The sequence below is a fragment of the Bacillus mesophilum genome, assembly GCF_008923265.1.
Classification (GTDB): Bacteria; Bacillota; Bacilli; order Bacillales; family Cytobacillaceae; genus Cytobacillus; species Cytobacillus mesophilum.
In genome coordinates this window covers 798433-822660 of the sequence record NZ_WBOT01000002.1, presented here as the reverse complement: position 1 = coordinate 822660, position 24228 = coordinate 798433, and the positions used below count along the sequence as shown (strand labels likewise).

Sequence of the window (24228 nt, the reverse complement as noted above, 5' to 3'; positions counted from 1 at the left end):
ATGAAACCGCTTACATATTTGTGGAGGTGTTTGCATGCTTTTAGGGAAAAAAAGAAAGATAGGAAGAAAGATTGAAGAGATATCAAAAGGCGAAAAATTAACCTTAACAGAAGTAATTGAGGATAAAGATCTGTTGTTATATCTAGGATTAACAAATGATGCCAACCCTTTATATATTCAGCATGATTATGCTTCACAAACTCCGTATAAGAAACCTATTGTGCCAAGTATCATGTTAAATGGCATGATTACTTCAGCTGTTTCCAAGTACCTTCCCGGCCCGGGCAGCCACATTTTAAAGCAGGACCTTGATTATGTTAAGCCTGTCTATCACTATGCTTCTGTTACTTTTTTATTTGAAGTAACAGCGGTAAACACCACTGAACATACCATCCAACTGAGTGTAATAGGAACAAATGAAGAAAATGAAGTTGTCATTCGAGGAGAACTAGTTGTATGTCCGCCTCATCGGATCCAGCAGATGGATGGAAATGCACTTGATAACTTTTAATTTACTAAAGTTATTAAGGAATATTGAGACTTAAGAAATGAGCCGAAAGATTAGAAGACCCCTTCTAATCTTTCGGTTTTTTTATTGTTGGTTTTTTATTATCAATATGGAGCAGGGCCCAGTTTCCTCTTCAGGGAAAGTTAAAATCAAGAAACAGAATAGTTTGCAAAAACAGTTTTTTAGCAAGAAAAGTTAAGAACAAACGTTTGTTTGCTGTTATAGTGGTAGTAGGCAGGTGACGGAAATGGACTATATAAACTCTATCCAATTAACACTGGATTATATTGAAAATCATATTCATGAACACATATCGTTGGAGCAGCTGGCTGAGATTGCTTGTTTTTCTCCTTTTCATTATCATCGTGTTTTTCAGGCCATGATTGGAGAATCTGTGATGGAATATGTCAGAAAGAGAAGGCTGACAACCGCAGCGGAAAGATTATTTTATACAAATGAAAAAGTGATAGAAATTGCGATCAGCGTTGGGTTTCAATATCATGAATCATTTAATCGGGCATTTAAAAAGTTCTATGGGGTTTCACCAAAGCAATATAGGGGTGCAAAGAAAATGTCCGGTCCGTTAAGAGGAAAAGCCTGCCTAAATAAAAACCCTTTAATAGGAGGACTAGAAATGAAACCAAAACTACTTACGAAACCAGCTTTTCACATCATTGGCTACGAACTTAAAACGAAGAATCAGGATGGTCAAAATAATCAAGATATTCCAGAATTTTGGCAGCAGTATATGAAAAATAAATTAGGAGCTGCGATTCCTAATCCTTTGCACCATAACGAAGAATATGGAATTTGTACAGATTTTAATTCTACTTCAGGTGAGTTTGTTTACATCATCGGAATGGAAGTAGCTGAGGGAACTATTGCACCTGAGGGATTAGTATACAGAAGTTTTCCTGGGCAGGAATATGCAGTGTTTACAACACCGAAAGCAAATGAGGAAATGTTCACTGCATCTATTCAGTCCACCTGGAATTATATCTTCACAGAATGGTTTCCGAAATCAGGATATGAGCATAATGGAACGATTGAATTCGAGTTCTATGATGAACGATGCTATGGTACTGAAGACAAAGAAATGGATATTTATATTCCTGTGAAAAAGGCAGAAAGCTTTTAAGTAGATAGAGGTTCTATAAACATAAAACATATAGTGTTCGATTGGATCATATAACGCCAAAATGCATGGCTCGGGAGGAAGTAAGTTCAATTGATTTCAGAGGGAAACTTCGAGGAACTGTCTGGAAGCGCAAGCCTTCCTCCCTGTGCATGCAAGTGTTCTAATAATAACCTTATTCTTTCTTTTTAGTGAATGACAAAATTGCCTGTTGTATTGAGTTATCGTTAGAGTTCAATATTTTGTTCCTACCCTCCATATTTGCCACATATTTTCTAAAGTACTTTATGTTAAAAAAATTAATTTTCTCTGCCTGACTGAACAAAGTTCCTATTAGACCGACACTTATAAGCCTTATCTTTTATAATGAAAATGCTTACATTAACAGATATTCTTCTGAAAGGGTTGCATTGTAAAGAAGTGTTTATATTATAATAGATTTAGGTAGTTGGGGGCCGCATTGCCGTTTAGCCGGTGATGCTTTTGGGGGAATAAAAATATCGGAGGCTTTTCATGAATAAAAAAGTACTTGTCGTCGATGATGAACAATCTATTGTTACTTTGCTGCAATATAATCTACAGCAAGCTGGATATGATGTTTTAACTGCAGAGGATGGAGAACTGGGGATGGAACTTGCTATTTCAGAAAAACCCGACTTAATTGTTCTCGATTTAATGCTTCCGAAAATGGATGGAATTGAAGTATGCAAACAGCTTAGACAGCAAAAGATAGAAGTGCCTATTTTAATGCTGACGGCAAAGGATGATGAATTTGATAAAGTACTAGGACTTGAATTGGGCGCTGATGATTATATGACGAAGCCATTTAGTCCCCGTGAGGTTGTTGCGCGTGTAAAAGCTATTTTGCGCAGAATACAAACGCAGCCAGAATATGATGTAAGCCAAGCAGAATCTCAGGATTATATTCAAATTGCAGAGCTGAAAATTTATCCGGATCGATACGAAGCTTTTGCAGATGAAGAGCTTTTAGAATTAACACCAAAGGAATTTGAACTTCTGCTTTATCTAGGCAGGCATAAAGGCAGGGTGTTAACAAGAGATCAGCTTTTAAGTGCAGTTTGGAACTATGACTTTGCAGGGGATACACGCATTGTCGATGTTCACATCAGCCATTTGCGAGAAAAAATTGAACATGATACGAAAAAGCCTGTTTATATTAAAACGATTCGCGGACTAGGATATAAACTGGAGGAACCTAAGAAAGAATGATAAATTTCAGATCGAGGCTTTTGTTTGCCCTTATTACCTTAATTATCGCTGTATTAATTTTTCTGGGTATTTTATTAGGGCAGCTTTTTAAAACAAATTCTTTACAGTCCTTTGATGAACGCCTGCAAAATGAGAGTGATCTAGTAAAGAATTATGTCGATGACCAAGGCGGTGTCAACGGACTTAGCGGCGGAAAAGTAAAAGAAATGGCAGATGCATTAAATGTTCAGATTACAATTGCGAATGTTAATGGGAGTATTGTAATTGAGAGCCATGATAAAAACAATGTAAGCAGGCATGAAGCCATTGTTGAGGAAATAACAAATGGAGTCTATAGCTCAGAAGATTTCCTGGAGATTCAAGGCGGTTTTGACTTGAATTATTATTGGCGGCCCATAGGTTCTAGTGAAGATCCTGATGGTTACATTATTTTAAGCACAGCGATCACACAAGTACAAGATGCTTATAGGCAAATCTGGTGGACATTGACCATTAGTCTTGGAGCGGCGCTCTTTATCATTATTCTCCTTGTAACTCGTATAACGTCTAATTATACACAGCCGATCGAGTCAGCTACAAAAGTAGCCATTGAACTGGCAAAAGGGAATTATAGGGCAAGAACATATGAAGATCCACTGAATGAGACAAGTATGTTAAGTAATTCTATAAATATTTTAGCTAGAAATCTGCAGGAAATGGTGAAATCTCAAGAGATTCAGCAAGATCGAATTGAGACATTAATCGAAAACATGGGCAGCGGGCTCGTTCTTATTGATAGCAAAGGCTATATCAATTTAATTAACAGATCTTATAAAGAGATTTTCGAAGTGAAATCTTCCTTTTACTTACATAAGCTGTATTATGATGTGATGGATAATAATGAGTTAACATCCATGGTTGAAGAAGTATTTATGACCGAACATAAAGTGCGCAAACAGCTTCTGATTCCTGTTGGGATTGAAAGAAAGCATTTCGATGTTTCAGGAGTGCCTATTATTGGTACGAATAATGTCTGGAAAGGCGTCTTGCTTGTATTTCATGATATTACAGAGTTAAAGAAACTCGAGCAAATGAGGAAAGACTTTGTTGCAAATGTTTCGCATGAACTGAAAACTCCTATTACATCTATCAAAGGGTTTTCAGAGACTTTGCTGGACGGTGCAATGGAAGATAAGCAGGCATTAACCGACTTCTTAAAAATCATTTTGCAGGAAAGCGATCGTTTGCAATCCCTTATTCAGGACCTGCTGGATTTATCAAAGATTGAGCAGCAGGGCTTTAGTTTGTCTAAAGAAATATTCGATATTCAAGTGATGATGAAAGAAGTTTTGGCTATTATGCATGGAAAATTGGAAGAAAAGGATATCTCTCTTTTCTTTGAGAGGCAGGAATCAGCCGTCTTAATGGAGGGAGATCCAGCTAGGCTCAAACAGGTAATCATCAATTTATTATCAAATGCTATTTCCTATACACCCCAAGGCGGAAGAGTTTCTTTGTCGGTATCAGATGGGCCAAAAAAAGTACATATTAAGGTTCAGGATACAGGTATTGGAATTGATCAAGAGGAAATTCCGCGGATTTTTGAGCGTTTTTATCGAGTTGATAAAGCAAGAAGCAGAAATTCAGGCGGAACCGGATTAGGTCTTGCGATTGTAAAGCATATTGTGGAAGCTCATAAGGGGAAAATCTCTGTTGAAAGTAATGTAGGTGAAGGCACAGCATTTCATATTGAACTTCCAAAAGGGAAAGTTGAAGACCACGTGCGATAGATCTGGAAAAACAGATAAAAAATGAAGGGTTTACATTATATTTACAGTCTTTTTATTTTCTATTTACAATAGACCTTTATAATGATTAGGGAAACCCCTTCATCCAAGGTACCAAAGAAAGGAGAAAGCTTACCCCGCTTTCTCCTTTTCTTTATGCTTTTTTACAATCTTTTCTTCATAGATGAATAACACTCATATGAACTTCGGTGTTTTTAGTCATTCTCTGTCTTCTTGTATTTCCTCATTTGGAATATTCAATATTATATTTAGTGAATTGTAACTTTTATGAAACTTTTCTGTATTCAGCTCGTAATAAAGTTACAGACAAAGAAACAGGGAAGGGGAGTATAAATGGTTAGTTTAAAAAGAATTTATACATTATCGGGTTTGGCGATTGCAATTGTCGTTTTAGCCATTATTGCCTTTACTTCATGGTATACAGTCGATGAATCAGATCAAGCGGTTATTTTAACCTTTGGAGATGCCGAAGACACAATTACCGAACCTGGATTGCATTTTAAAATGCCTTGGCCAATTCAGAGCGTCGAAAAATTATCAAAAGAAACATTCAGTCTCCAGTTTGGTTATGAAGAGCAAGAAGGAGAGATTAAGGACTTTCCTGATGAAACGAAAATGATCACGGGGGATGAGAATATTGTATTAGCAGACCTTGTTGTTCAATGGAAAATTACTGATCCGGAGAAATTCCTTTTCAATGCTGAAGATCCAGAAGAAATTTTATATGATGGTACATCTTCATCACTTCGCAGTATTATCGGAAGTTCACAAATAGATGATGCTCTAACTTCAGGGAAAGCACAAATAGAAGCAGATGTTTGGGATTTATTAACATCACTCGTTGAAAAATATGACATAGGTATTTCCATTTTAGCGGTTAAACTGCAGGATGTAGAGCTGCCTAATGAAGATGTTCGAAAAGCCTTTACCGATGTAACAGATGCACGTGAAACAATGAACACAAAGATCAATGAAGCTGAGAAATACAAGAATCAAAGAATGAATGAGGCACAAGGTGAGGTTTCAGCAATTAAATCCCGCGCACAAGGTGAGCAGGAAGCCAGGCTTCAGGGTGCCCGTGGAGATGTTGCAGTCTTTAACAGTTTATATGAAGAATATAGAAACAGCCCTGAAATCACGAGGGAGCGGTTAATGCTCGAAACGATGGAACAAGTATTGCCGGGTTCTGAGATCTATATCATGAATGATGATGGCAATACGATGAAGTATTTCCCAATCAGACCGTTAGAGAAAGAGCAGCAAAAGCCAGCAGCTGAAGGAAGTGAAAATAATGAGTGATCAAAACATAGTAAATATGAATGAACGCGGAGGCGGGGGAGGCAATCAGCTTAGAAACCGCAAATTTATTAAGTTTGGCATTTTTGCTGTTATTTTCATCGCGATTCTTATTATTTTGTTTATGAACCTCTTTATCGTCAAGGAGGGTGAATACAAAGTAGTCCGCCAGTTTGGAGAAGTTGTCCGCATTGAGAATTCACCAGGTCTTTCGTATAAAATTCCGTTTATCCAAAGCGTAACAACACTGCCAAAGTATCAAATGACATACGATGTATCTGAAGCGGAAATTAATACAAAAGATAAAAAGCGTATGATTATTGACAACTATGCAGTCTGGAAGATAGAAGACCCAATTAAAATGATTTCCAATGCAAGAACGCTTCAAGGCGCAGAAGCAAAAATGGAGGAATTTATATACTCTGTTACGAGAACGCAGCTTGGACAGCTTGATTATGACGAGATTATTAATGATGAGAAGTCTTCTAGAGGATCCATCAACACTGAGATAACAGAGATGGTAAATGACCTTCTTGCAAAAGATAATTATGGTATTTCAGTGACTGATGTACGCATTAAAAGAACAGATCTTCCGCCAGAGAACGAGCAATCTGTGTTTACAAGAATGATTTCTGAACGTGAATCAACTGCACAGGAGTATTTATCCAAAGGGGATGCTCAAAAAAATAAGATCATTGCCGAGACGGATCGGGATGTCACAAAAATGCTGGCAGCTGCAAAAGCTGAAGCTGAACAAATCCGGGCAGAAGGAGAAGCACAAGCAGCAAGAATCTATAATGAAGCTTTTTCCAAAGATCAAAGTTTCTATAGTTTGTATCGAACATTAGAATCTTACAAAAAGACGATCAATGGCGAAACAGTTATTGTTCTGCCATCTGATTCACCATATGCACGCTTGTTGATGGGTTACACTGATACAGAATAAATAGAAACCATACACACAAACCGTTATTTTCCTTTCCTTATCATGACATGATAAAATAAAGGAAATAACGGTTTTTTTAGGCTTATAATACATGATGCCTGAAAAAAATACGGGAGGAAGAAAAGGATGACGAAAAATAAGCTTGTTCTCATAGACGGCAATAGCATCGCTTATCGTGCGTTTTTTGCACTGCCGCTCCTAAACAATGATAAAGGTGTACATACCAATGCTATATATGGCTTTACAATGATGCTGACAAGAATTTTAGAGGATGAAAAACCTTCACATATTCTTGTCGCCTTTGATGCTGGAAAGACGACCTTTCGCCATCAGACCTTCAGCGAATATAAAGGAGGAAGACAGAAAACGCCGCCAGAGCTGTCAGAACAGTTTCCATTTATAAGAGAACTGCTGGATCGCTATAGCATCTCCCGCTATGAATTAGAAAACTATGAAGCCGATGATATTATCGGTACCCTTTCACTTCAGGCGGAAAAGGAAGGCTTTGAAGTGAAAGTGATTTCTGGAGATAAAGATTTAACACAATTAAGCTCCGAAGACACAACAGTTGCGATAACGAAAAAAGGAATTACCGAAATTGAAGAGTATACACCCGCACATATTGAAGAAAAGTATGGGATTACAGCGGATAGAATTATTGATATGAAGGGACTAATGGGAGATAGTTCAGATAATATTCCCGGTGTTCCAGGAGTCGGTGAAAAAACGGCGCTAAAACTTTTAAAAGAATTTGGAACTCTTGAAGACCTGCTGAATTCGATCGATCAGGTAAGTGGTGCCAAGCTAAAAGAAAAGCTTGAACAACATAAGGACCAAGCGATCATGAGCAAACAGCTGGCCACCATTACTAGAGAAGCACCAGTTGAAGTATCTCTGCAGGATTTGCATTATAAAGGATATGAATTAGACCAAGTCAAAAGTTTATATAAAGAACTGGGCTTTAATTCCCTGCTGGACAAGCTTGGTGTTGCCGATGAGGATGCCGAGGAAGAAAGCTTAGAGGAAATTTCGTATACAATTGTCGAGAAAATTGAACAAGCGATGCTGACAGATCACAATGCTTTTTATGTAGAGATACTAGAAGATAATTATCATTATGCTGATATCACAGGTTTTTCAATTGTAAATGAATCAGGAAGTTACTTTATCAGTAAGGAAGCTGCCTTGCAGTCTGAACTGTTTAAAAAGTGGGCGGAAGACCCTGATAAGAAGAAAACCGTTTATGATGCTAAGCGTTCGGAAGTATCACTGCGTCATCATGGCATCCACCTAAAGGGTGTTGACTTTGATCTGCTTTTAGCAACCTATATCATTGATCCATCAGAAACTATTGAAGATGTGGCATCAGTTGCCAAAAAGCACGGATATTCAGCTATTCAATCGGACGAAATTTTCTATGGAAAAGGCGCAAAGCGCAAAGTGCCGGAAAAGGAACAACTGGCCGAGCATCTTGTTCGGAAAGCGTTAGTGCTGGATTCCTTAAAGAATCAGCTGATTGATGAGCTTGAAAAAAATAAGCAATCCGATCTTTTTTACAATCTTGAAATGCCCTTATCCCTTATTCTTGCTGACATGGAGTCATTTGGAATTAAGGTGGATTTGAACCGCTTAAAAGAGATGGGAAAAGAAATCATTTTAAAGTTGGATGAGATTGAAAAAAACATATTTGCCTTAGCCGGTGAAGCCTTTAATATCAATTCTCCAAAACAGCTTGGTGTTATTTTATTTGATAAGCTTGGCCTGCCGGTTATTAAAAAGACAAAAACAGGATATTCCACATCTGCAGATGTTCTTGAAAAACTGGAAGCTGATCATGAAATTATTCGTGAAATCTTACATTATCGCCAGCTTGGCAAACTGCAGTCCACGTACATTGAAGGCTTATTAAAAGTTGTGAATAATGAATCTGAAAAGGTGCATACAAGATTTAATCAGGCCCTCACGCAAACAGGAAGGCTCAGTTCCACGGATCCTAACCTGCAAAATATCCCGATACGTCTGGAGGAAGGCAGAAAAATTAGACAAGCCTTTATTCCTTCTGAGCAAGACTGGGTGATCTTTGCAGCTGATTATTCTCAAATTGAACTAAGAGTGCTGGCTCATATTGCTGATGATGAAAAACTGATCTCTGCTTTTAGAGAAGATCTAGATATCCATACGAAAACGGCAATGGAAGTTTTTCATGTGGAAGCAGAAGATGTTACCTCCAATATGCGCCGCCATGCTAAAGCGGTTAACTTTGGTATCGTATACGGAATAAGTGATTACGGACTTTCTCAAAGCCTCGGGATTACAAGAAAGGAAGCGGGACAATTTATAGAACGTTACCTGGAAAGCTATCCTGGAGTAAAACAATATATGGAAGATATCGTTTATGATGCGAAGCAAAAAGGCTTCGTAACAACACTTCTGCAGCGACGAAGATATCTGCCTGAAATAACAAGCAGGAATTTTAATATGCGCAGCTTTGCTGAGCGAACGGCTATGAATACACCAATTCAAGGCAGTGCAGCAGATATCATCAAAAAAGCAATGATTGACATGGCTGCCAGATTAGAAAAAGAAAAAGCAAAATCTCGTCTTTTGCTTCAAGTACACGATGAATTGATTTTTGAAGCACCAAAAGATGAAATTGAATTGCTTTCTAAAATCGTTCCAGAGGTTATGGAAAACACGGTAGAACTAAAAGTTCCTTTGAAAGTGGACTTTTCCTTTGGTCCAACATGGTTTGATGCAAAATAATAAAAACTAAGTAAAAGATGCAGGTGATAAGAAATGCCAGAATTGCCAGAGGTTGAAACGGTTCGGAGAACACTGAAAGAGCTGATTATCGGAAAAGAAATTAAAGATGTTTCTGTATTTTGGCCAAAAATAATTAAGTTTCCAGAAGAGTTGACTCAGTTTAAGGATGCGCTAATTGGTCAATCCTTTATTGACATTGGCAGAAGAGGGAAGTTTTTAATACTATATACAGAAGGACTGGCACTGATTTCTCATCTGCGAATGGAAGGGAAATACGCATTAACGCAAAGCGATGAGCCAGTTGATAAACATACGCATGTGATTTTTCATTTTACCGATGATACGGAGCTAAGGTATAAAGACGTTCGTAAATTTGGGACAATGCATTTATATAAAAAGGAGGAGGTTTTTCAATATCTTCCTCTTTCCCAGCTTGGGCCAGAGCCAATGACAGAGTCTTTTACACCTGAATTATTAGCGGCAAGGTTTGCTAAAACAGCAAGGCATGTAAAAACGGTCTTGCTTGATCAAAAGACAGTGGTTGGACTTGGGAACATTTATGTAGATGAAACATTATTTCGAGCGAATGTACATCCTGAGAGAGCAGCCAATACTTTAAGTGCAGAAGAAATTGCACGTATTCATACAGAAATAAACCGTACCTTAGAAGATGCAGTCGAGAAGGGCGGCAGCACCATCCGTTCATACATTAATTCACAAGGGCAAATAGGAATGTTCCAGCTTGATTTATTCGTGTATGGCCGGAAAGGCGAACCATGTAAAATATGCGGAACTGCCCTAGAAAGAATCATTACCGGCGGCAGAGGCACTGTTTTCTGCCCAACCTGCCAAACAAAAGAATAAGGCAAGGCGCATCCGCATTTCGATTGTCCAGCTGCAGCGCCTAGCCCTCGAGGTGTCGCCCCTGAGCAAGCGCCTTCCGCATTTCGTGTTGTCCAGCTGCAGGCGCTAGGGGCTCGAGGTCATAAGTCAATCCGCCTAGAAGGTTAAAGAACAACCTTCCAGTCGGCTCGCCTTATGCTTGTGACCCACAGGACGTGGGTTATGCAGACGTTGCCACAGGACGTGGCGCACTTAGTCAGCGTTCCTTATAAGAGCAAGCGCCTTCCGCATTTCTTATTAACACTGGATGGGCTTCTTCCATATACTATCCTAGCGATTGACAGGAAGGAGCTCTATCATATGTCGTATTCATTTACACTTCTATTGCTTGCGTTCGCGGTAAGCTTGGATAGTTTTAGTGTTGGTTTAACTTATGGATTAAGGAAAATGAAAATTCCTATTAAGTCTATCGTGATTATTGCTTGCTGTTCGGCGGTCACTCTTTTTATTGCGATGGGGCTTGGGCATATTATTGTTGAATTTTTGTCGCCTCATGCGGCTGAGCAAATTGGTGGAATCATTCTCATTGCTCTTGGCTGCTGGGTACTGTATCAGTTTTTTCGGCCGGAAAAAGAGAAAGATAAAGACCTGCTTCCCCATGAGAAAACCATTGTCAATTTTGAAATCAAATCACTTGGTCTTGTGGTTCATATTTTAAAGAAACCTATGTCAGCCGATTTTGATAAGTCAGGAACAATTGTGGGAATTGAAGCGATCCTGCTAGGGCTTGCTCTTTCACTAGATGCATTTGGAGCTGGAATTGGAGCGGCTCTGCTTGGATATTCACCTTACTTGCTTGCATTAGCGGTAGCTGTTATGAGTTCCCTCTTTGTTCTGTTTGGACTTAAAATCGGTGCAATATTCTCCAACAGCCTATTTATTCAGCGTTTTTCATTTTTGCCTGGTCTATTGCTGATCATTATAGGTGTTTGGAAAATTTAGGAGAAAGGATTTAACATGTCACTTGTAATTGGATTAACTGGCGGAATAGCCAGTGGGAAAAGTACAGTTTCTTCCATGTTAAAAAAAATGGGATTTACGGTGATTGATGCAGATATAGAAGCTCGTTTAGCAGTTGAAAAAGGGACAGAAGCTTATGAAGAAATTGTGCATCATTTTGGTGAGGATATACTTAACGAAACAGATGAAATTGACAGAGCGAAGTTAGGGTCCATTATTTTTCAAGAAGAAGAACAGCGTTTAAAGCTTAATAGCATTGTGCATCCAGCTGTACGCCAACAGATGCTGCAAAAAAAAGAGGCTGCGATTCAAAAAGGAGAATCACTGATTATCCTTGATATTCCACTTCTTTTTGAAAGTAAGCTGGAATATCTGGCGGATCAGACTTTGTTAATTTATGTTGATGAACAGACGCAATTAGCACGTCTAATGGCAAGAAACAAGCTTACTGAAGATGAAGCAAAAGCACGTATACGTTCACAATTGCCGCTTGCGGATAAAAAGAAGCTTGCGGATGACATCATTTACAACATTGGAACCATTGAAGAGACTCAACATCAATTACTCTCATTATTGAAAAAGTGGGGAATAACGAATCATCACTGACACCAGCTGAAAAAATTTTAGATTACGTCTTTCTTACCTTGCATATCGTCATGCAAGGTTTTTTGTTAGAAAATGGAAAAGAGCAAGAAATCCTTCTTATATGCATATGAATGAAAATGATATTCTTAAATGTGTTATTTAATATATCGCATTAAATGCAATATATGTTATACTAATTGAAGATTAGCAAATTAATAAGTATAACATTAATTTGAAAGGGGTCATCACATCATATGACGGCGAGAATAGCGATTAATGGATTTGGCAGAATTGGGAGAATGGTCTTTAGAAAGGCGATCCTTGATCATAATCTTGAAATTGTAGCGGTCAATGCTAGTTATCCTGCTGAAACTTTAGCACATTTACTTAAATATGATACGAATCACGGAACCTTTGAAGCAGCTATCCAAACAGAGGAAAATGCTTTAATTGTTAATGGCAAAAGAATAAAATTATTAAACAGCAGAGATCCCCTGCAGCTTCCTTGGAATGAACTTGCTATCGACATAGTCATTGAAGCGACAGGTAAATTTAATTCTCGTGATAAGGCAAGTCTTCATCTTGATGCTGGCGCCAAAAAGGTCATTTTAACAGCACCTGGGAAGAATGAGGATGTAACAATTGTTATGGGCGTAAATGAAAGCGCATTAAATATTGAAGAGCATGATATTATTTCAAATGCTTCTTGTACAACAAATTGCCTTGCTCCGGTAGTAAAGGTGCTTGATCAGCGTTTTGGCATTATTAATGGTTTAATGACAACTGTTCATGCTTATACAAACGATCAGAAAAATATTGATAATCCGCATAAGGACTTACGTCGGGCACGTGCTTGCGGACAATCAATCATCCCCACCTCTACAGGAGCTGCGAAAGCTTTATCTTTAGTGCTGCCGCAATTAGAAGGAAGGATACACGGCATGGCTCTAAGAGTGCCAACCCCGAACGTGTCACTTGTTGACCTTGTAGTGGATCTGCAAAAAGAAGTGACGATTGATGAAATCAACGCAGCATTTGCACAAGCCGCAGACAATGAGTTACAGGGTATCCTCGCAATTACAGATGAACCTTTAGTGTCAGTTGATTTTAATACAAATGAACATTCAGCGATTATTGATAGCTTGTCCACGATGCTAATAGGCGAAAATAAAGTAAAAGTTCTGGCCTGGTACGATAATGAATGGGGCTACTCCTGCCGAGTTGTAGATCTGGCAAAACACGTGGCCATGCAGCTTGTTGAGATAAAGAACATAAAGGTAAGTTAATCATTTAAAAAGAAAGCCGAAGATCCTATTCTGTTTATGCAGAGTGGGATTTTTTTGCTATTAAGAATGAAATAAGCTGCGTTTCCTTCTGTAAAATACCAGCTTATATTCCATGGAACCGCTAGCCTCCATTACTAGCGGACATCTTCAGGCGCATTGAGTATCATTTTCTTTGGCGTATATCTCTGCATGTTAGGGCAATAGTAAGAATTGATTCACTTTGCTATTTCCAGGCGGATGTTATAAATGCGAATGGAAGCTGAAAAAGTGTGTCTGTTTCCCTGAAAATTTTCAAATAAAATATTTAATCCTTTTGTTGCAAAAAAATAATAAACAAAGTATACTAATCATCGTGAACTTCTAAAGTAATGGCGGTTGATCACTACTTAAAGGGTTAGGACCTCTCCGGACTAACTTTCCCCCGTGGTAGTAGTACGTCAATATGAACTTAGAATTTCATTTTATTAACGTAAAGGGGGAAATTGAATATGGAAACAATGGGTCGTCACGTAATCTCTGAATTATGGGGATGCGATTTTGAAAAGTTAAATGATATGGAGTATATTGAACAGACGTTTGTAAATGCTGCATTAAAGTCAGGTGCTGAAATTCGTGAGGTGGCATTTCATAAATTTGCTCCACAAGGTGTGAGCGGAGTTGTTATTATCTCTGAGTCACATTTAACGATTCATAGCTTTCCTGAGCATGGCTATGCAAGCATTGATGTTTATACTTGCGGAGATCTTGATCCTAACATTGCTGCTGAGCATATTGCAGAGTCGCTGGGAGCTAGTGCTAGCGAAAACATTGAACTGCCTCGTGGAATGGGTCCTGTTCAAGTGAAGCAATCAAAAGCAAATGTACTTTAATTTAAACAACTAATGAAATTTCAGGAGTGCATAAGATGCACTCCTTTTAATTTTCTCCAAAAAAATAGTACAATAGAGATATATGTACATCATGGAGGAAATAAAATGCCGATTTTACGTCCAATAATGGGCAGATTCGAGAAGCAGTGTGAAACAAGTGATCAACACCTGGATCCAACTCTGCAAACGAGATATTATAAAAAAAATTCATCTGAATTATTTCTATTGCTGGAACAATTACTGCGCAGGAAACAAAATTTGAGAATCATCAGCTCTTCAAGAGAGCATGGAGAAATAGCGGCAGAGCTAAATGGTGCAAAAAAGTGTTTTGCTGTGATTACCGTTACAGGACTTATGCCATTAGAAACAGCAGTGGATATTACTATTTCAACTGAACAGTCTTCACCGCTAGGCATTTATCCAACGCTAAAAAAAGAACTGCTGTCTTTATATGATGCTATAAACAATGAATTTGAATTTATTGGAGCAGGAAGGTACGGAAACAAGTGACAAGTGCTTGTACTGACAACTTCTTTTTTATAAGATAAGTTTAAGGAAAAAATTGATCGTTAATCGGGAGTTGATTGTATGAAATGTCCTTCATGCCACAATAATAATACCCGTGTGCTCGACTCCAGGCCGGTGGATGACGGAAGATCCATCCGAAGAAGACGGGAATGTGAGCAATGCCACTATCGCTTTACGACGTTTGAAAAAGTGGAAGAAATACCGCTTGTTGTCGTAAAAAAGGAAGGCACGAGAGAAGAGTTCAGCCGGGAGAAAATACTGCGCGGATTGATTAAGGCATGTGAGAAACGGCCTGTTGCACTTAAGGAGCTCGAAGCGATTACTGCAGAGGTAGAAGCAGAGCTGCGCAGCAACGGCGTGTCAGAGATCAAAAGTGACGAGGTTGGAGAAATGGTGATGGACAGGCTCGCTAAGGTGGACGATGTCGCCTATGTTCGTTTTGCCTCAGTATATAGACAATTTAAAGACATTAATGTTTTTATTGATGAATTAAAGGAATTAATTAAAAAAGAGCAATAGAGTGTCAGAGCCTAAGAGTGTATGGTGGAATCTCTGGCTCTTTTTTTGCAAGTTAAGGCTATAAAAAGGATTTTCTCTATAATGAAGTGAGGTTGAATACAATTGGCCCAGCATTGGACAGAACTGATACCGATTGATCGATATGCCGTGGCCGCTGGCGGACTGCTGCATGAATACGACAGAAAAATTATGACACTCTTATACCAGCCGCTGATTGGTTCCACCTGCCTGAGTCTTTATATGACGTTATGGGCAGAAGTGGAGGAAAATCGAATCTGGTCGGAGTCAAGCACCCATCATTACTTGATGACAACTATGGGACTGGGGCTTAAAGAAATATATGAGGCAAGGGCAAAGCTTGAAGGCATGGGACTATTAAAGGTTTTTATAAAAAAAGAGGACGACATACGCTCTTTCATATATGAACTGCAGCCCCCCTTATCGCCACAGCAATTCTTTCTAGATGGCATGCTGAATATATACTTATTTAAAAAAGTCGGGAAGACCCAATATGCACGCTTAAAGCGTTTCTTTTCCGATAAAGCGGTACATTCGCAGGAAGGGTACACAGAGGCAACAAAGTCGTTCCAAGATGTTTATATGTCAGGCCACCAAGGGTTAACTCAATATGAGGAGCATGATTTGCAGGAAGATGCGACCTTTATGGGAAGAGATGAATCAGACGGCATTCAGATCAGCATAGATACATTTGACTTTGATCTCCTCATGGCTGGACTAAATGAATCGCTGGTGCCCAAAAATGCCTTAACGAAAAAAGTTAAACTGGCCATTAGTAATCTAGCTTTTTTATACGATATAGATGTATTACAGATGAAAAATGTTATGATAAGTGCCCTTACCGAAAATAATGATATCAATATTGAAGAACTGCGAAAGTCTGCGAGAGATTGGTATCAATTTCAGCACAATGACCAGCTGCCGTCCTTACTGGATCGTACACAGCCAGCAGCACAACGTACAGCACAATCAGCACCAGCATCCAAAGAGGATGAGCTCATATTATACTTAGAAACGACTTCTCCGAGACAATTACTGAAAGATCTGTCGGGAGGAGCCGAGCCTTCCAAAGGCGACTTGAAAATAATTGAGGACGTTCTGTTTCAGCAAAAATTGCTGCCGGCTGTTGTGAATGTGCTTATTCAATATGTTATGTTAAAAACAGATATGAAGCTTACGAAGTCATATGTTGAGAAGATTGCCAGCCATTGGGCCCGCAAGCAAGTAAAAAGGGCTAAAGATGCGATGGAGCTGGCGAAAAACGAACATAGACAATATTTAGAATGGGCTGGGGGAAATAAGACGAGCAAAAGAACGTCGAAAAAACAGCCAATTCGCTCTGAACTTTTGCCTGATTGGTTTGATAATGATGGCGGGGATGTAAAAACCGCAAATGAAGGTCAGGATGAAGAAATGGAAAAGAAAAAGAAAAAAATGCAGGAAGCATTAAAGAAACTGCATTCGGGTGGTGAGTAAAAATGGAGAACATTAATGATACATTAAAGAGGCTCACTGGCAACCAGGACTTTAAAAAAAGATATGAACAGCAGCGGGCAGAAACGCTAAATCATCCAGATATAAAGGCTTTTCTAATTGAGCATCAGCATGAATTAACGGAAGATATGGTGAACAGAAGTCTTATTAAGCTTTATGAGTATTCGAAGCTTAGTAAAGAATGCAACAAATGTCCAAATCTTGAAGGATGCATTAACTTTATGCAAGGCTATCATCCTGAGCTAGTTATCACAAGAGGCCTGATTGATATTAAGTATGATAAATGCCCGCGTAAAGTGATTCACGATGAAAAGCGCAAAAATGAAAGCCTAATTAAAAGCTTGTATGTGCCCAAGGATATATTGCATGCGAAATTTAAAGATTTGCATGATGACGTATATCGAGCTGATGCAGTAGACAAAGCTGTTACTTTTATAACAAATTATAGTAAAAATCCTTCTCAAAAGGGCCTTTATTTTTACGGACAATTTGGTGTAGGGAAATCATACTTGTTAGGTGCAATAGCAAACGCGCTCGCAAATCAAGGGGTCTCTTCGATGATTGTATACGTTCCAGAATTATTCAGGGAAATGAAGAGCTCTATAGGTGATTCAACATTAAATGATAAAATGGAAGCTATTAAACGGGCTAACGTTCTTATGTTTGATGATATTGGAGCAGAAACGATGTCCAGCTGGACAAGGGATGAGGTTCTTGGACCATTGCTTCAATTCCGTATGCTTGAGAACCTGCCGACATTTTTTACTTCGAACTTTGATTTAAAAGAACTTGAACATCATTTATCCTATACACAGCGCGGTGAAGAGGAACGGATGAAGGCGCGCCGCATTATGGAACGGATTAAATTTTTATCCGAGCCTGTTTTGGTTGAAGGTCCGAATAGAAGAAGATAATATTTTTGGCTGCCTGTTTAGAACAGGCGGTTTTTTTGTATTTTGAATTTTGACTTAAAACCTCATTTTTGGCGATAAATTTTCTGGGCGGCGGATATCATGGCCCTCTCAATGAGAATAGCATATCTTTTTTCTTCTTTTTCATCAGTAAAAAGATATTTTATTCGAATTCTCATAAATAGGGTAAAAATCTGCTTACATTTAACTTAAACGGCCGATTTTTTCTCAGAATCCATCTATCGATCATTAGTTGAATCAGCTAATCACATTTCTGCTTCTAATTTAGACATGTCTCCCATATACATTAAAGGAAACCTTGCACCTGTTTAGTCATTCACTATGCAGGGGAAGCGAAAGGTAGAGATTTCTTTTAAGGGGGGATTTGGTTGATCGAAATCATTTTCCGAAGTAAGAAGGATGCATTACGTTTACATACACTGCTTCAAGATTTGCTGACCGCTTCAGGCTGTACTGATCAAATTCATCTTCGATATGAAGATCACCATATAGGTAAGCTGCAATTTTTTCATGAAGCTGAAAATGCCATACACTTGCTGAAAGAGGCTTTTTATGAGTTTGTCATAGAAAGCAAGATGGAGGACTGGTTTCGCACTATTTTAATAGATCAATATTTTTATCACGACGAGGAAGAACAGCACCAGATTATAGAAATAGCTCAATCTATTATTGAAGGCAATCGAGAGGACCTTTCTTCTTTTATACTTGACCGCAATGTGAAGGAAAGTGTCAGGAAAGACATTCACCAGATGATACAGCCAGACATCAGCTTCTCCTTCGACTCTTTTGTGAAATTTAGAATGCGCTCATTTATGGATCAGCTGGTCAAGTATATCGAAATTTCAATTGATGAATACAAAATGGAGCAGGAATACCAAATGTTTGTGCAAATGCTGCGTGAGTTCCTCGCAAAGCGCCAGTCAAAATTCGAAGAGATTCATGTGCTGATGAATGAAGGGGTCTTTTTTTATGATGAAAGCCTGATTGAGATTCGAAATACCGAGCTGCGGGCTCTTATAGACAGAAAGCTTCTCTTTCATCATCCTGTTTATGTCGACTCGGTAACGATTGCACCGCTCTTATCCATCGCACCGCATACAGTTTATTTGTATTGTGATGATGAGGAATTTCCTTTAGTGCGGACAATCTCAAATATTTTTGAAGAACGGCTGACGATTAAACCGGTTTCTGCTTTCCAATCCTGTAAGGACTTGCAGGAATTAAGCGGGCAAACACGTGAAATTAATTAAAAAACACAATCTGCAGCTTTGTTTAGAAAAATTTACAAAGGATGCCCTTGATTTTTTTGCTGTAAAAAAGCTATAATACGTACATATTACATTAATACAGCAAAAGTTATGACAAGGACATGGGTATTCTTTTCTTGTTTGAAGAGAGGGAAGGCATGGCTGCAACCTTCCTAGCATAGATTGGATACTTACCACCTTTTGAGCTCCGGCCAGGAAATGGGCTGGCGGATTACATCCGTTATTTTCTACAAGTCATTTTTTCCTATGGGGAAAATGAGAAGTAGGGTGGAACCACGTGTATATAATAACTCGTCCCTTTTTTGGGACGGGTTTTTTATTTTTCTGAAAAACATAACTTTTACCATTCATTAGGAGGAAAAGACGATGACTGAAATGATTAAAATTTCATTTCCAGACGGTGCAATCAAAGAATTTGCCAATGGTGTAACAACTGAGGAAATTGCGGCGTCCATCAGCCCAGGGCTGAAGAAAAAGGCAATCGCTGGCAAGGTGAACGGAGAAATGTACGATCTCCGCAGAGAAATTGAAGGAGATGCAGCGGTTGAAATCGTAACGAATGATTCTCCTGAAGCGCTTGAAGTATTGCGCCACAGTTCGGCTCACTTAATGGCTCAAGCGATTAAACGTCTATATAAAAACGTGAAGCTTGGTGTTGGTCCAGTTATTGAAGGCGGCTTTTACTATGATGTGGATATTGAAGAATCATTAACACCAGAAGATCTGCCGGTTATTGAAAAAGAAATGAAGAAAATCATCAATGAAAACATCGATATCGTCCGTAAAGAAGTCAGCCGTGATGAAGCGGTCGCTCTTTATAAGGAGATTGGCGATGAATATAAGCTGGAGCTTATTGAAGCCATTCCGGCAGACGAAAAGGTAACAATCTATGAGCAGGGAGATTTCTTTGACCTATGCCGCGGCGTCCACGTTCCGTCAACAGGAAAGCTAAAAGAGTTTAAGCTCCTGAGCATTGCAGGAGCATACTGGCGAGGAAACAGCGATAACAAAATGCTTCAGCGTATTTATGGGACAGCTTTCTTTAAAAAGGAAGATCTGGCTGAGCATCTTCGCTTGCTTGAAGAGGCAAAAGAACGTGATCACCGTAAGATTGGAAAAGAGTTAAACTTGTTTATGACTTCTCAAAAAGTCGGACAAGGTTTGCCGATGTGGCTTCCTAAAGGTGCAACAATCCGCCGCAACATTGAACGTTATATTGTCGACAAAGAAGAACGCCTGGGCTATGACCATGTGTATACACCAATCATGGGAAGCGTTGATTTATATAAAACGTCTGGTCACTGGGACCATTATCAGGAAGACATGTTCCCTGTGATGGAAATGGACAACGAACAGCTTGTGCTTCGCCCAATGAACTGTCCGCACCATATGATGGTATACAAAAATGGCATTCACAGCTATCGCGAATTGCCAATCCGTATTGCAGAATTAGGAACAATGCACCGCTATGAAATGTCAGGCGCTCTTTCAGGTCTTCAGCGTGTGCGCGGAATGACATTAAATGATGCTCATATCTTTGTACGCCCTGATCAAATCAAGGAAGAATTCAAGCGTGTTGTGCATTTAATTTTAGAAGTATACAAAGACTTTGACATAAATGATTATTCTTTCCGTTTATCCTACCGTGATCCTCAGGATACGGAGAAGTATTTTGATGATGATGATATGTGGGAAAAGGCACAGGCAATGCTGAAAGAAGCAATGGATGAAATCGGCCTTGACTACTTTGAAGCTGAAGGAGAAGCGGCATTCTACGGTCCAAAGCTTGATGTGCAGGTAAAAACAGCTCTTGGCAAGGATGAAACATTATCAACAGTTCAGCTTGACTTCCTTCTTCCAGAGCGTTTTGATTTAACATATGTTGGTGAAGACGGGAAACCGCATCGTCCGGTCGTTATCCACCGCGGTGTTGTATCAACAATGGAACGTTTTGTGGCGTTCTTAATTGAAGAATACAAAGGTGCGTTCCCTACATGGCTAGCACCTGTACAAGTTCAGGTGATCCCTGTTTCACCAGAAGTGCACTTCGACTATGCAAAAGAAGTGCAGGAACAGCTTCAGGCACAAGGATTGCGTGTTCAGCTTGATGACCGGAATGAAAAAATCGGCTATAAAATCCGTGAAGCACAAATGCAAAAAACACCATATATGCTTGTAGTCGGAGACAATGAAGTAGCTGAAAAAGCAGTCAATGTCCGCAAATACGGCGAACAAAAATCAGAAACAATCGCATTTGCAGACTTCTTGGAGAATATCAAGAAAGAAGTTAAGAGATAAAAGTTCAGTTATTAATTGCTTTATCAAAAAGAGAATTTGAGCAATATGCCCGTTGATTGGAACGGAATGGCACGAGACTCCTGCGGGAGAAGTGAGAAAGGTGAGATCCCACAGGCGCGCAGCGCCGAGGAAGCTCACCTCTCACCCGCGGAAAGCGAGTGCCATGCAGTGGAAATCACCCCTATTTTTTCATGTGAAAAAGAAATTACAAAATTTATATTGCCAAATCCCTATTCTTTTGATATCATTTTCTTCGTTGCAATAAAAACGACAGTTTGACAGCCTATTGTCTTTTGTGATATAGTATCTAAGGAAATTGAATACTGTTTGAGGAAAAGAAGAAGCACCCGCTTCTCACCTGATTGACGCAAATAGCAGTTGGCAGGTTTTACGTGAACATTTTTTGTTTATATACGTAAGTGTGGGTGTTTTCATCCGCACTTTTTTTATTGCCCATTTAGCTTTGATCCGGTGCAGCTAGCAGCTTCTTTCAGAATTCGACAGTATGGTGGAGCTAAAGAATACGTCTGGCCCCAGCAAAGCTACTGATCAAATCAATCTTGACCCAAACATTGTGTTCCGATTAAACCTTGGAGGTGTCTAACTATTAGCAAAGATATGTTGTTAAACGAGGGTATTCGCGCCCGCGAAATTCGTCTCATTGACCAGAATGGCGAGCAATTAGGAATTAAGTCTAAAAATGAAGCACTTGAGATTGCTGCTCGTGTAAATCTTGATCTTGTGCTTGTTGCACCGAATGCAAAACCGCCAGTTGGCCGTATTATGGACTATGGCAAATTTAAATTCGAACAGCAGAAGAAAGAGAAAGAAGCGCGTAAAAATCAAAAGATCATCAGTATTAAAGAAGTGCGTCTAAGTCCTACGATTGAAGAGCATGACTTTAATACAAAGCTTCGCAATGCGATTAAATTCCTTGAAAAAGGCGATAAAGTAAAGGCATCGATTCGTTTCAAAGGTCGTGCAATTACACATAAAGAAATCGGCCAGCGCGTTCTCGTCCGATTTGCAGAGGCTTGCTCTGAAGTTGGAACGGTAGAATCACATCCTAAAATGGATGGCCGTAGCATGTTCATGGTGCTAGCACCGAAAAACGACAAGTAAGAGGAGGAATTCCAAAATGCCAAAAATGAAAACTCACCGCGGCGCTGCAAAGCGTTTCAAAAGAACAGGTTCTGGTAAGCTGAAGCGTTCTCACGCTTACAGAAGCCACATGTTCGCGAATAAATCTCAAAAGCAAAAGCGTAAACTTCGTAAAGGAACTCTTGTTTCTTCAGGCGATTACAAGCGCATCCGTAACTTATTAGTAAATCTTAAGTAATATCCGATATTAGGAGGGAAATTTAATGCCACGTGTAAAAGGCGGTACTGTTACTCGCAAACGTCGTAAAAAAGTTATAAAATTAGCTAAAGGTTATTTCGGTTCAAAACATACATTATACAAAGTTGCTAACCAGCAGGTTATGAAATCTTTAATGTATGCTTACCGTGACCGTCGCCAGAAAAAGCGCGACTTCCGTAAACTATGGGTTACTCGTATCAACGCAGCAGCTCGCATGAACGGTCTTTCTTACAGCCGTTTAATGCATGGCTTAAAGCTTGCAGGCATCGAAGTAAACCGCAAAATGCTAGCTGAATTAGCGATTGCTGACGAAAAAGCATTTGCTGAATTAGCTGCAGTTGCTAAACAAAACTTAAGCAAGTAATTGCTTCTAAAAAAGCCATTCTCTTTCATGAGAATGGCTTTTTATACTTTTAGAACGTATACTCAACTTAAAACGAAAGAGAAGCAGGTACAGATATGATATTAATTACAGCAGCATTCATTATTATCGCTATAAATATTGTCGGGTTTCTGATCATGATGATCGATAAGCGAAAAGCGGTTAATCAGGAGTACCGTATCAGTGAAAAAAACCTATGGACAGTCGCCATATTCTTTGGTGCAGCGGGGATGACAGTAGGCATGAACATGTTTAGGCATAAAACAAAGCATACTCAGTTTAAAATAGGTCTGCCCTTGCTTACTATTATTCAGCTGGTTATTTTATATTTTTTACCGCACATCATTTAACTTCATATCCAGCGGGAATCAGATAGGACATATTGTAGGCTGATCGCTTTCTTAATCCAAGTTGTCATAACCGCTGATTTCTCCCCATATGCTAGAGTAGACAGCATGACTACGCATAATGAAGGGGTGAAATAAGGTGGCGGTACTGTTAACGATGGTGGAGACCGCAGGAATTCTAGCTCCAATGGCATTTATCCTTTTTCATATTGTAAGGCAGTTTCTTTTTATTCCAGTTCCGCTTGTCTGTGTAGCAGGAGGAGTGATGTTTGGCAGTGTTTTTGGTGCGCTTTTTTCCTTAATTGGCTTAACCCTCAGTAGCTTTTTGTTTTTCTTTTTGATTCATAGGCTGCCAAACACACATGGGAAGTTATCGAATTTAAAAAAGCGCTGGTTTGGGGAATACCGAAATATAAACGTATCCCAAGCAGCAGTATTAAGGCTTGTTCCTTTCCTCCATTATCATTTGATCAGCTTTTGTATAATGGAAAAGTGCAAAAGCTTTCCTCAGTATGCAAAAGCTACTGTCATTGCGAATATTCCGCTTGCTGTATTTTATACTGTGTTTGGCCAATTTATCAGCAGGTTTACACCGACCATGATCATCGTCATTTTGGGAGTCATTACACTGCTTTGTTATTTATTGCGTGAAAAAGTAACAGTTATTAAATGGACGGAGTTTTTTAAGGAAGCAGCATAAAAATATAATAGATTTGATTTTCATCCACTAGGCACCTTCCAATAGGAAGGTGCCTTTTCAATTTAAGATAAATCTCGATTAAATAGCACTCATTGGTCTCCTGACAATGGGTAT

Annotated in this window: 23 protein-coding genes and 1 other annotated feature; all 23 genes read left to right on the top strand. The window is 39.1% G+C overall.

The window, feature by feature from the left end; genetic code table 11:
• The first annotated feature begins 34 nt into the window (after positions 1-34).
• A complete protein-coding gene (locus F7732_RS09000; protein ID WP_151573522.1) occupies positions 35-511 on the top strand; it encodes a MaoC/PaaZ C-terminal domain-containing protein in 477 nt (158 codons plus the stop codon).
• 244 nt (positions 512-755) lie between these two features.
• Entirely contained in the window at positions 756-1646 is an 891-nt protein-coding gene (locus F7732_RS08995) for an AraC family transcriptional regulator (RefSeq protein WP_151573521.1), read from the top strand.
• 510 nt (positions 1647-2156) lie between these two features.
• Positions 2157-2873 carry a response regulator transcription factor gene (locus F7732_RS08990; RefSeq protein ID WP_066443046.1) on the top strand — a complete coding sequence of 239 codons (717 nt, stop codon included), beginning with the start codon at positions 2157-2159 and terminating at the stop codon, positions 2871-2873.
• Positions 2870-4642: a two-component system histidine kinase PnpS gene (gene pnpS / locus F7732_RS08985; protein ID WP_151573520.1), complete on the top strand. Its 1773-nt coding sequence runs from the start codon at positions 2870-2872 to the stop codon at positions 4640-4642. The genes F7732_RS08990 and pnpS overlap by 4 nt, the downstream gene beginning before the upstream one ends.
• A 351-nt stretch (positions 4643-4993) precedes the next feature.
• Complete coding sequence (hflK, locus tag F7732_RS08980) at positions 4994-5959, top strand: FtsH protease activity modulator HflK (RefSeq protein ID WP_151573519.1); 966 nt, start codon at positions 4994-4996, stop codon at positions 5957-5959.
• The gene (gene hflC / locus F7732_RS08975) at positions 5952-6902 is read left to right on the top strand and encodes a protease modulator HflC (RefSeq protein ID WP_151573518.1); all 951 of its coding nucleotides are present in this window, start codon (positions 5952-5954) and stop codon (positions 6900-6902) included. The genes hflK and hflC overlap by 8 nt, the downstream gene beginning before the upstream one ends.
• Before the next feature lie 126 nt (positions 6903-7028).
• Entirely contained in the window at positions 7029-9665 is a 2637-nt protein-coding gene (gene polA / locus F7732_RS08970) for a DNA polymerase I (protein WP_151573517.1), read from the top strand.
• A 33-nt stretch (positions 9666-9698) separates the two neighbouring features.
• Positions 9699-10529, top strand: coding sequence for a DNA-formamidopyrimidine glycosylase (mutM, locus tag F7732_RS08965; RefSeq protein ID WP_151573516.1), 831 nt, complete (start codon positions 9699-9701; stop codon positions 10527-10529).
• Between the two features lie 339 nt (positions 10530-10868).
• Positions 10869-11510 carry a sporulation membrane protein YtaF gene (gene ytaF / locus F7732_RS08960; RefSeq protein ID WP_151573515.1) on the top strand — a complete coding sequence of 214 codons (642 nt, stop codon included), beginning with the start codon at positions 10869-10871 and terminating at the stop codon, positions 11508-11510.
• Positions 11511-11525: 15 nt separating this feature from the next.
• Positions 11526-12134 carry a dephospho-CoA kinase gene (gene coaE, locus F7732_RS08955; RefSeq protein WP_151573514.1) on the top strand — a complete coding sequence of 203 codons (609 nt, stop codon included), beginning with the start codon at positions 11526-11528 and terminating at the stop codon, positions 12132-12134.
• Between the two features lie 233 nt (positions 12135-12367).
• Positions 12368-13399 (top strand): glyceraldehyde-3-phosphate dehydrogenase, encoded by a 1032-nt coding sequence (locus tag F7732_RS08950; protein WP_151573513.1) that lies wholly within the window; start codon positions 12368-12370, stop codon positions 13397-13399.
• Between the two features lie 488 nt (positions 13400-13887).
• Entirely contained in the window at positions 13888-14268 is a 381-nt protein-coding gene (speD, locus tag F7732_RS08945) for an adenosylmethionine decarboxylase (protein ID WP_066443056.1), read from the top strand.
• A 105-nt stretch (positions 14269-14373) separates the two neighbouring features.
• Positions 14374-14778 (top strand): hypothetical protein, encoded by a 405-nt coding sequence (locus F7732_RS08940; RefSeq protein WP_151573512.1) that lies wholly within the window; start codon positions 14374-14376, stop codon positions 14776-14778.
• 78 nt (positions 14779-14856) lie between these two features.
• The gene (gene nrdR, locus F7732_RS08935) at positions 14857-15315 is read left to right on the top strand and encodes a transcriptional regulator NrdR (protein ID WP_066443058.1); all 459 of its coding nucleotides are present in this window, start codon (positions 14857-14859) and stop codon (positions 15313-15315) included.
• Positions 15316-15417: 102 nt separating this feature from the next.
• Positions 15418-16809: a replication initiation and membrane attachment family protein gene (locus tag F7732_RS08930; RefSeq protein ID WP_151573511.1), complete on the top strand. Its 1392-nt coding sequence runs from the start codon at positions 15418-15420 to the stop codon at positions 16807-16809.
• 2 nt (positions 16810-16811) lie between these two features.
• Positions 16812-17741 (top strand): primosomal protein DnaI, encoded by a 930-nt coding sequence (dnaI, locus tag F7732_RS08925; protein WP_151573510.1) that lies wholly within the window; start codon positions 16812-16814, stop codon positions 17739-17741.
• Positions 17742-18127: 386 nt separating this feature from the next.
• Positions 18128-19009: a putative sporulation protein YtxC gene (ytxC, locus tag F7732_RS08920; protein ID WP_151573509.1), complete on the top strand. Its 882-nt coding sequence runs from the start codon at positions 18128-18130 to the stop codon at positions 19007-19009.
• Between the two features lie 384 nt (positions 19010-19393).
• Complete coding sequence (gene thrS / locus F7732_RS08915) at positions 19394-21325, top strand: threonine--tRNA ligase (protein ID WP_151573508.1); 1932 nt, start codon at positions 19394-19396, stop codon at positions 21323-21325.
• A gap of 329 nt (positions 21326-21654) precedes the next feature.
• Positions 21655-21778, top strand: a sequence feature (ribosomal protein L20 leader region).
• Positions 21779-21943: 165 nt separating this feature from the next.
• Complete coding sequence (gene infC, locus F7732_RS08910; protein WP_066443063.1) at positions 21944-22447, top strand: translation initiation factor IF-3; 504 nt, start codon at positions 21944-21946, stop codon at positions 22445-22447.
• A gap of 16 nt (positions 22448-22463) precedes the next feature.
• Entirely contained in the window at positions 22464-22664 is a 201-nt protein-coding gene (rpmI, locus tag F7732_RS08905) for a 50S ribosomal protein L35 (protein ID WP_009333215.1), read from the top strand.
• 25 nt (positions 22665-22689) lie between these two features.
• On the top strand, positions 22690-23049 hold the full coding sequence (rplT, locus tag F7732_RS08900) for a 50S ribosomal protein L20 (protein WP_066443064.1): 360 nt from the start codon (positions 22690-22692) through the stop codon (positions 23047-23049).
• Between the two features lie 95 nt (positions 23050-23144).
• Positions 23145-23417 carry a DUF1294 domain-containing protein gene (locus tag F7732_RS08895; RefSeq protein WP_151573507.1) on the top strand — a complete coding sequence of 91 codons (273 nt, stop codon included), beginning with the start codon at positions 23145-23147 and terminating at the stop codon, positions 23415-23417.
• Between the two features lie 136 nt (positions 23418-23553).
• Positions 23554-24114: a TVP38/TMEM64 family protein gene (locus tag F7732_RS08890; protein ID WP_240056571.1), complete on the top strand. Its 561-nt coding sequence runs from the start codon at positions 23554-23556 to the stop codon at positions 24112-24114.
• Positions 24115-24228 lie beyond the last annotated feature (114 nt).

What these genes read in the sequence shown, in the direction of transcription:
- mutM (WP_151573516.1), top strand. Translation starts at nt 9,699, where the DNA reads ATGCCAGAATTGCCAGAGGTTGAAACGGTTCGGAGAACACTGAAAGAG.
- thrS (WP_151573508.1), top strand. Translation starts at nt 19,394, where the DNA reads ATGACTGAAATGATTAAAATTTCATTTCCAGACGGTGCAATCAAAGAA.
- speD (WP_066443056.1), top strand. Translation starts at nt 13,888, where the DNA reads ATGGAAACAATGGGTCGTCACGTAATCTCTGAATTATGGGGATGCGAT.
- ytaF (WP_151573515.1), top strand. Translation starts at nt 10,869, where the DNA reads ATGTCGTATTCATTTACACTTCTATTGCTTGCGTTCGCGGTAAGCTTG.
- dnaI (WP_151573510.1), top strand. Translation starts at nt 16,812, where the DNA reads ATGGAGAACATTAATGATACATTAAAGAGGCTCACTGGCAACCAGGAC.
- nrdR (WP_066443058.1), top strand. Translation starts at nt 14,857, where the DNA reads ATGAAATGTCCTTCATGCCACAATAATAATACCCGTGTGCTCGACTCC.
- F7732_RS08990 (WP_066443046.1), top strand. Translation starts at nt 2,157, where the DNA reads ATGAATAAAAAAGTACTTGTCGTCGATGATGAACAATCTATTGTTACT.
- rplT (WP_066443064.1), top strand. Translation starts at nt 22,690, where the DNA reads ATGCCACGTGTAAAAGGCGGTACTGTTACTCGCAAACGTCGTAAAAAA.
- pnpS (WP_151573520.1), top strand. Translation starts at nt 2,870, where the DNA reads ATGATAAATTTCAGATCGAGGCTTTTGTTTGCCCTTATTACCTTAATT.
- hflK (WP_151573519.1), top strand. Translation starts at nt 4,994, where the DNA reads ATGGTTAGTTTAAAAAGAATTTATACATTATCGGGTTTGGCGATTGCA.
- rpmI (WP_009333215.1), top strand. Translation starts at nt 22,464, where the DNA reads ATGCCAAAAATGAAAACTCACCGCGGCGCTGCAAAGCGTTTCAAAAGA.
- infC (WP_066443063.1), top strand. Translation starts at nt 21,944, where the DNA reads ATGTTGTTAAACGAGGGTATTCGCGCCCGCGAAATTCGTCTCATTGAC.
- polA (WP_151573517.1), top strand. Translation starts at nt 7,029, where the DNA reads ATGACGAAAAATAAGCTTGTTCTCATAGACGGCAATAGCATCGCTTAT.
- F7732_RS08995 (WP_151573521.1), top strand. Translation starts at nt 756, where the DNA reads ATGGACTATATAAACTCTATCCAATTAACACTGGATTATATTGAAAAT.
- F7732_RS08895 (WP_151573507.1), top strand. Translation starts at nt 23,145, where the DNA reads ATGATATTAATTACAGCAGCATTCATTATTATCGCTATAAATATTGTC.
- F7732_RS09000 (WP_151573522.1), top strand. Translation starts at nt 35, where the DNA reads ATGCTTTTAGGGAAAAAAAGAAAGATAGGAAGAAAGATTGAAGAGATA.
- hflC (WP_151573518.1), top strand. Translation starts at nt 5,952, where the DNA reads ATGAGTGATCAAAACATAGTAAATATGAATGAACGCGGAGGCGGGGGA.
- F7732_RS08950 (WP_151573513.1), top strand. Translation starts at nt 12,368, where the DNA reads ATGACGGCGAGAATAGCGATTAATGGATTTGGCAGAATTGGGAGAATG.
- F7732_RS08940 (WP_151573512.1), top strand. Translation starts at nt 14,374, where the DNA reads ATGCCGATTTTACGTCCAATAATGGGCAGATTCGAGAAGCAGTGTGAA.
- coaE (WP_151573514.1), top strand. Translation starts at nt 11,526, where the DNA reads ATGTCACTTGTAATTGGATTAACTGGCGGAATAGCCAGTGGGAAAAGT.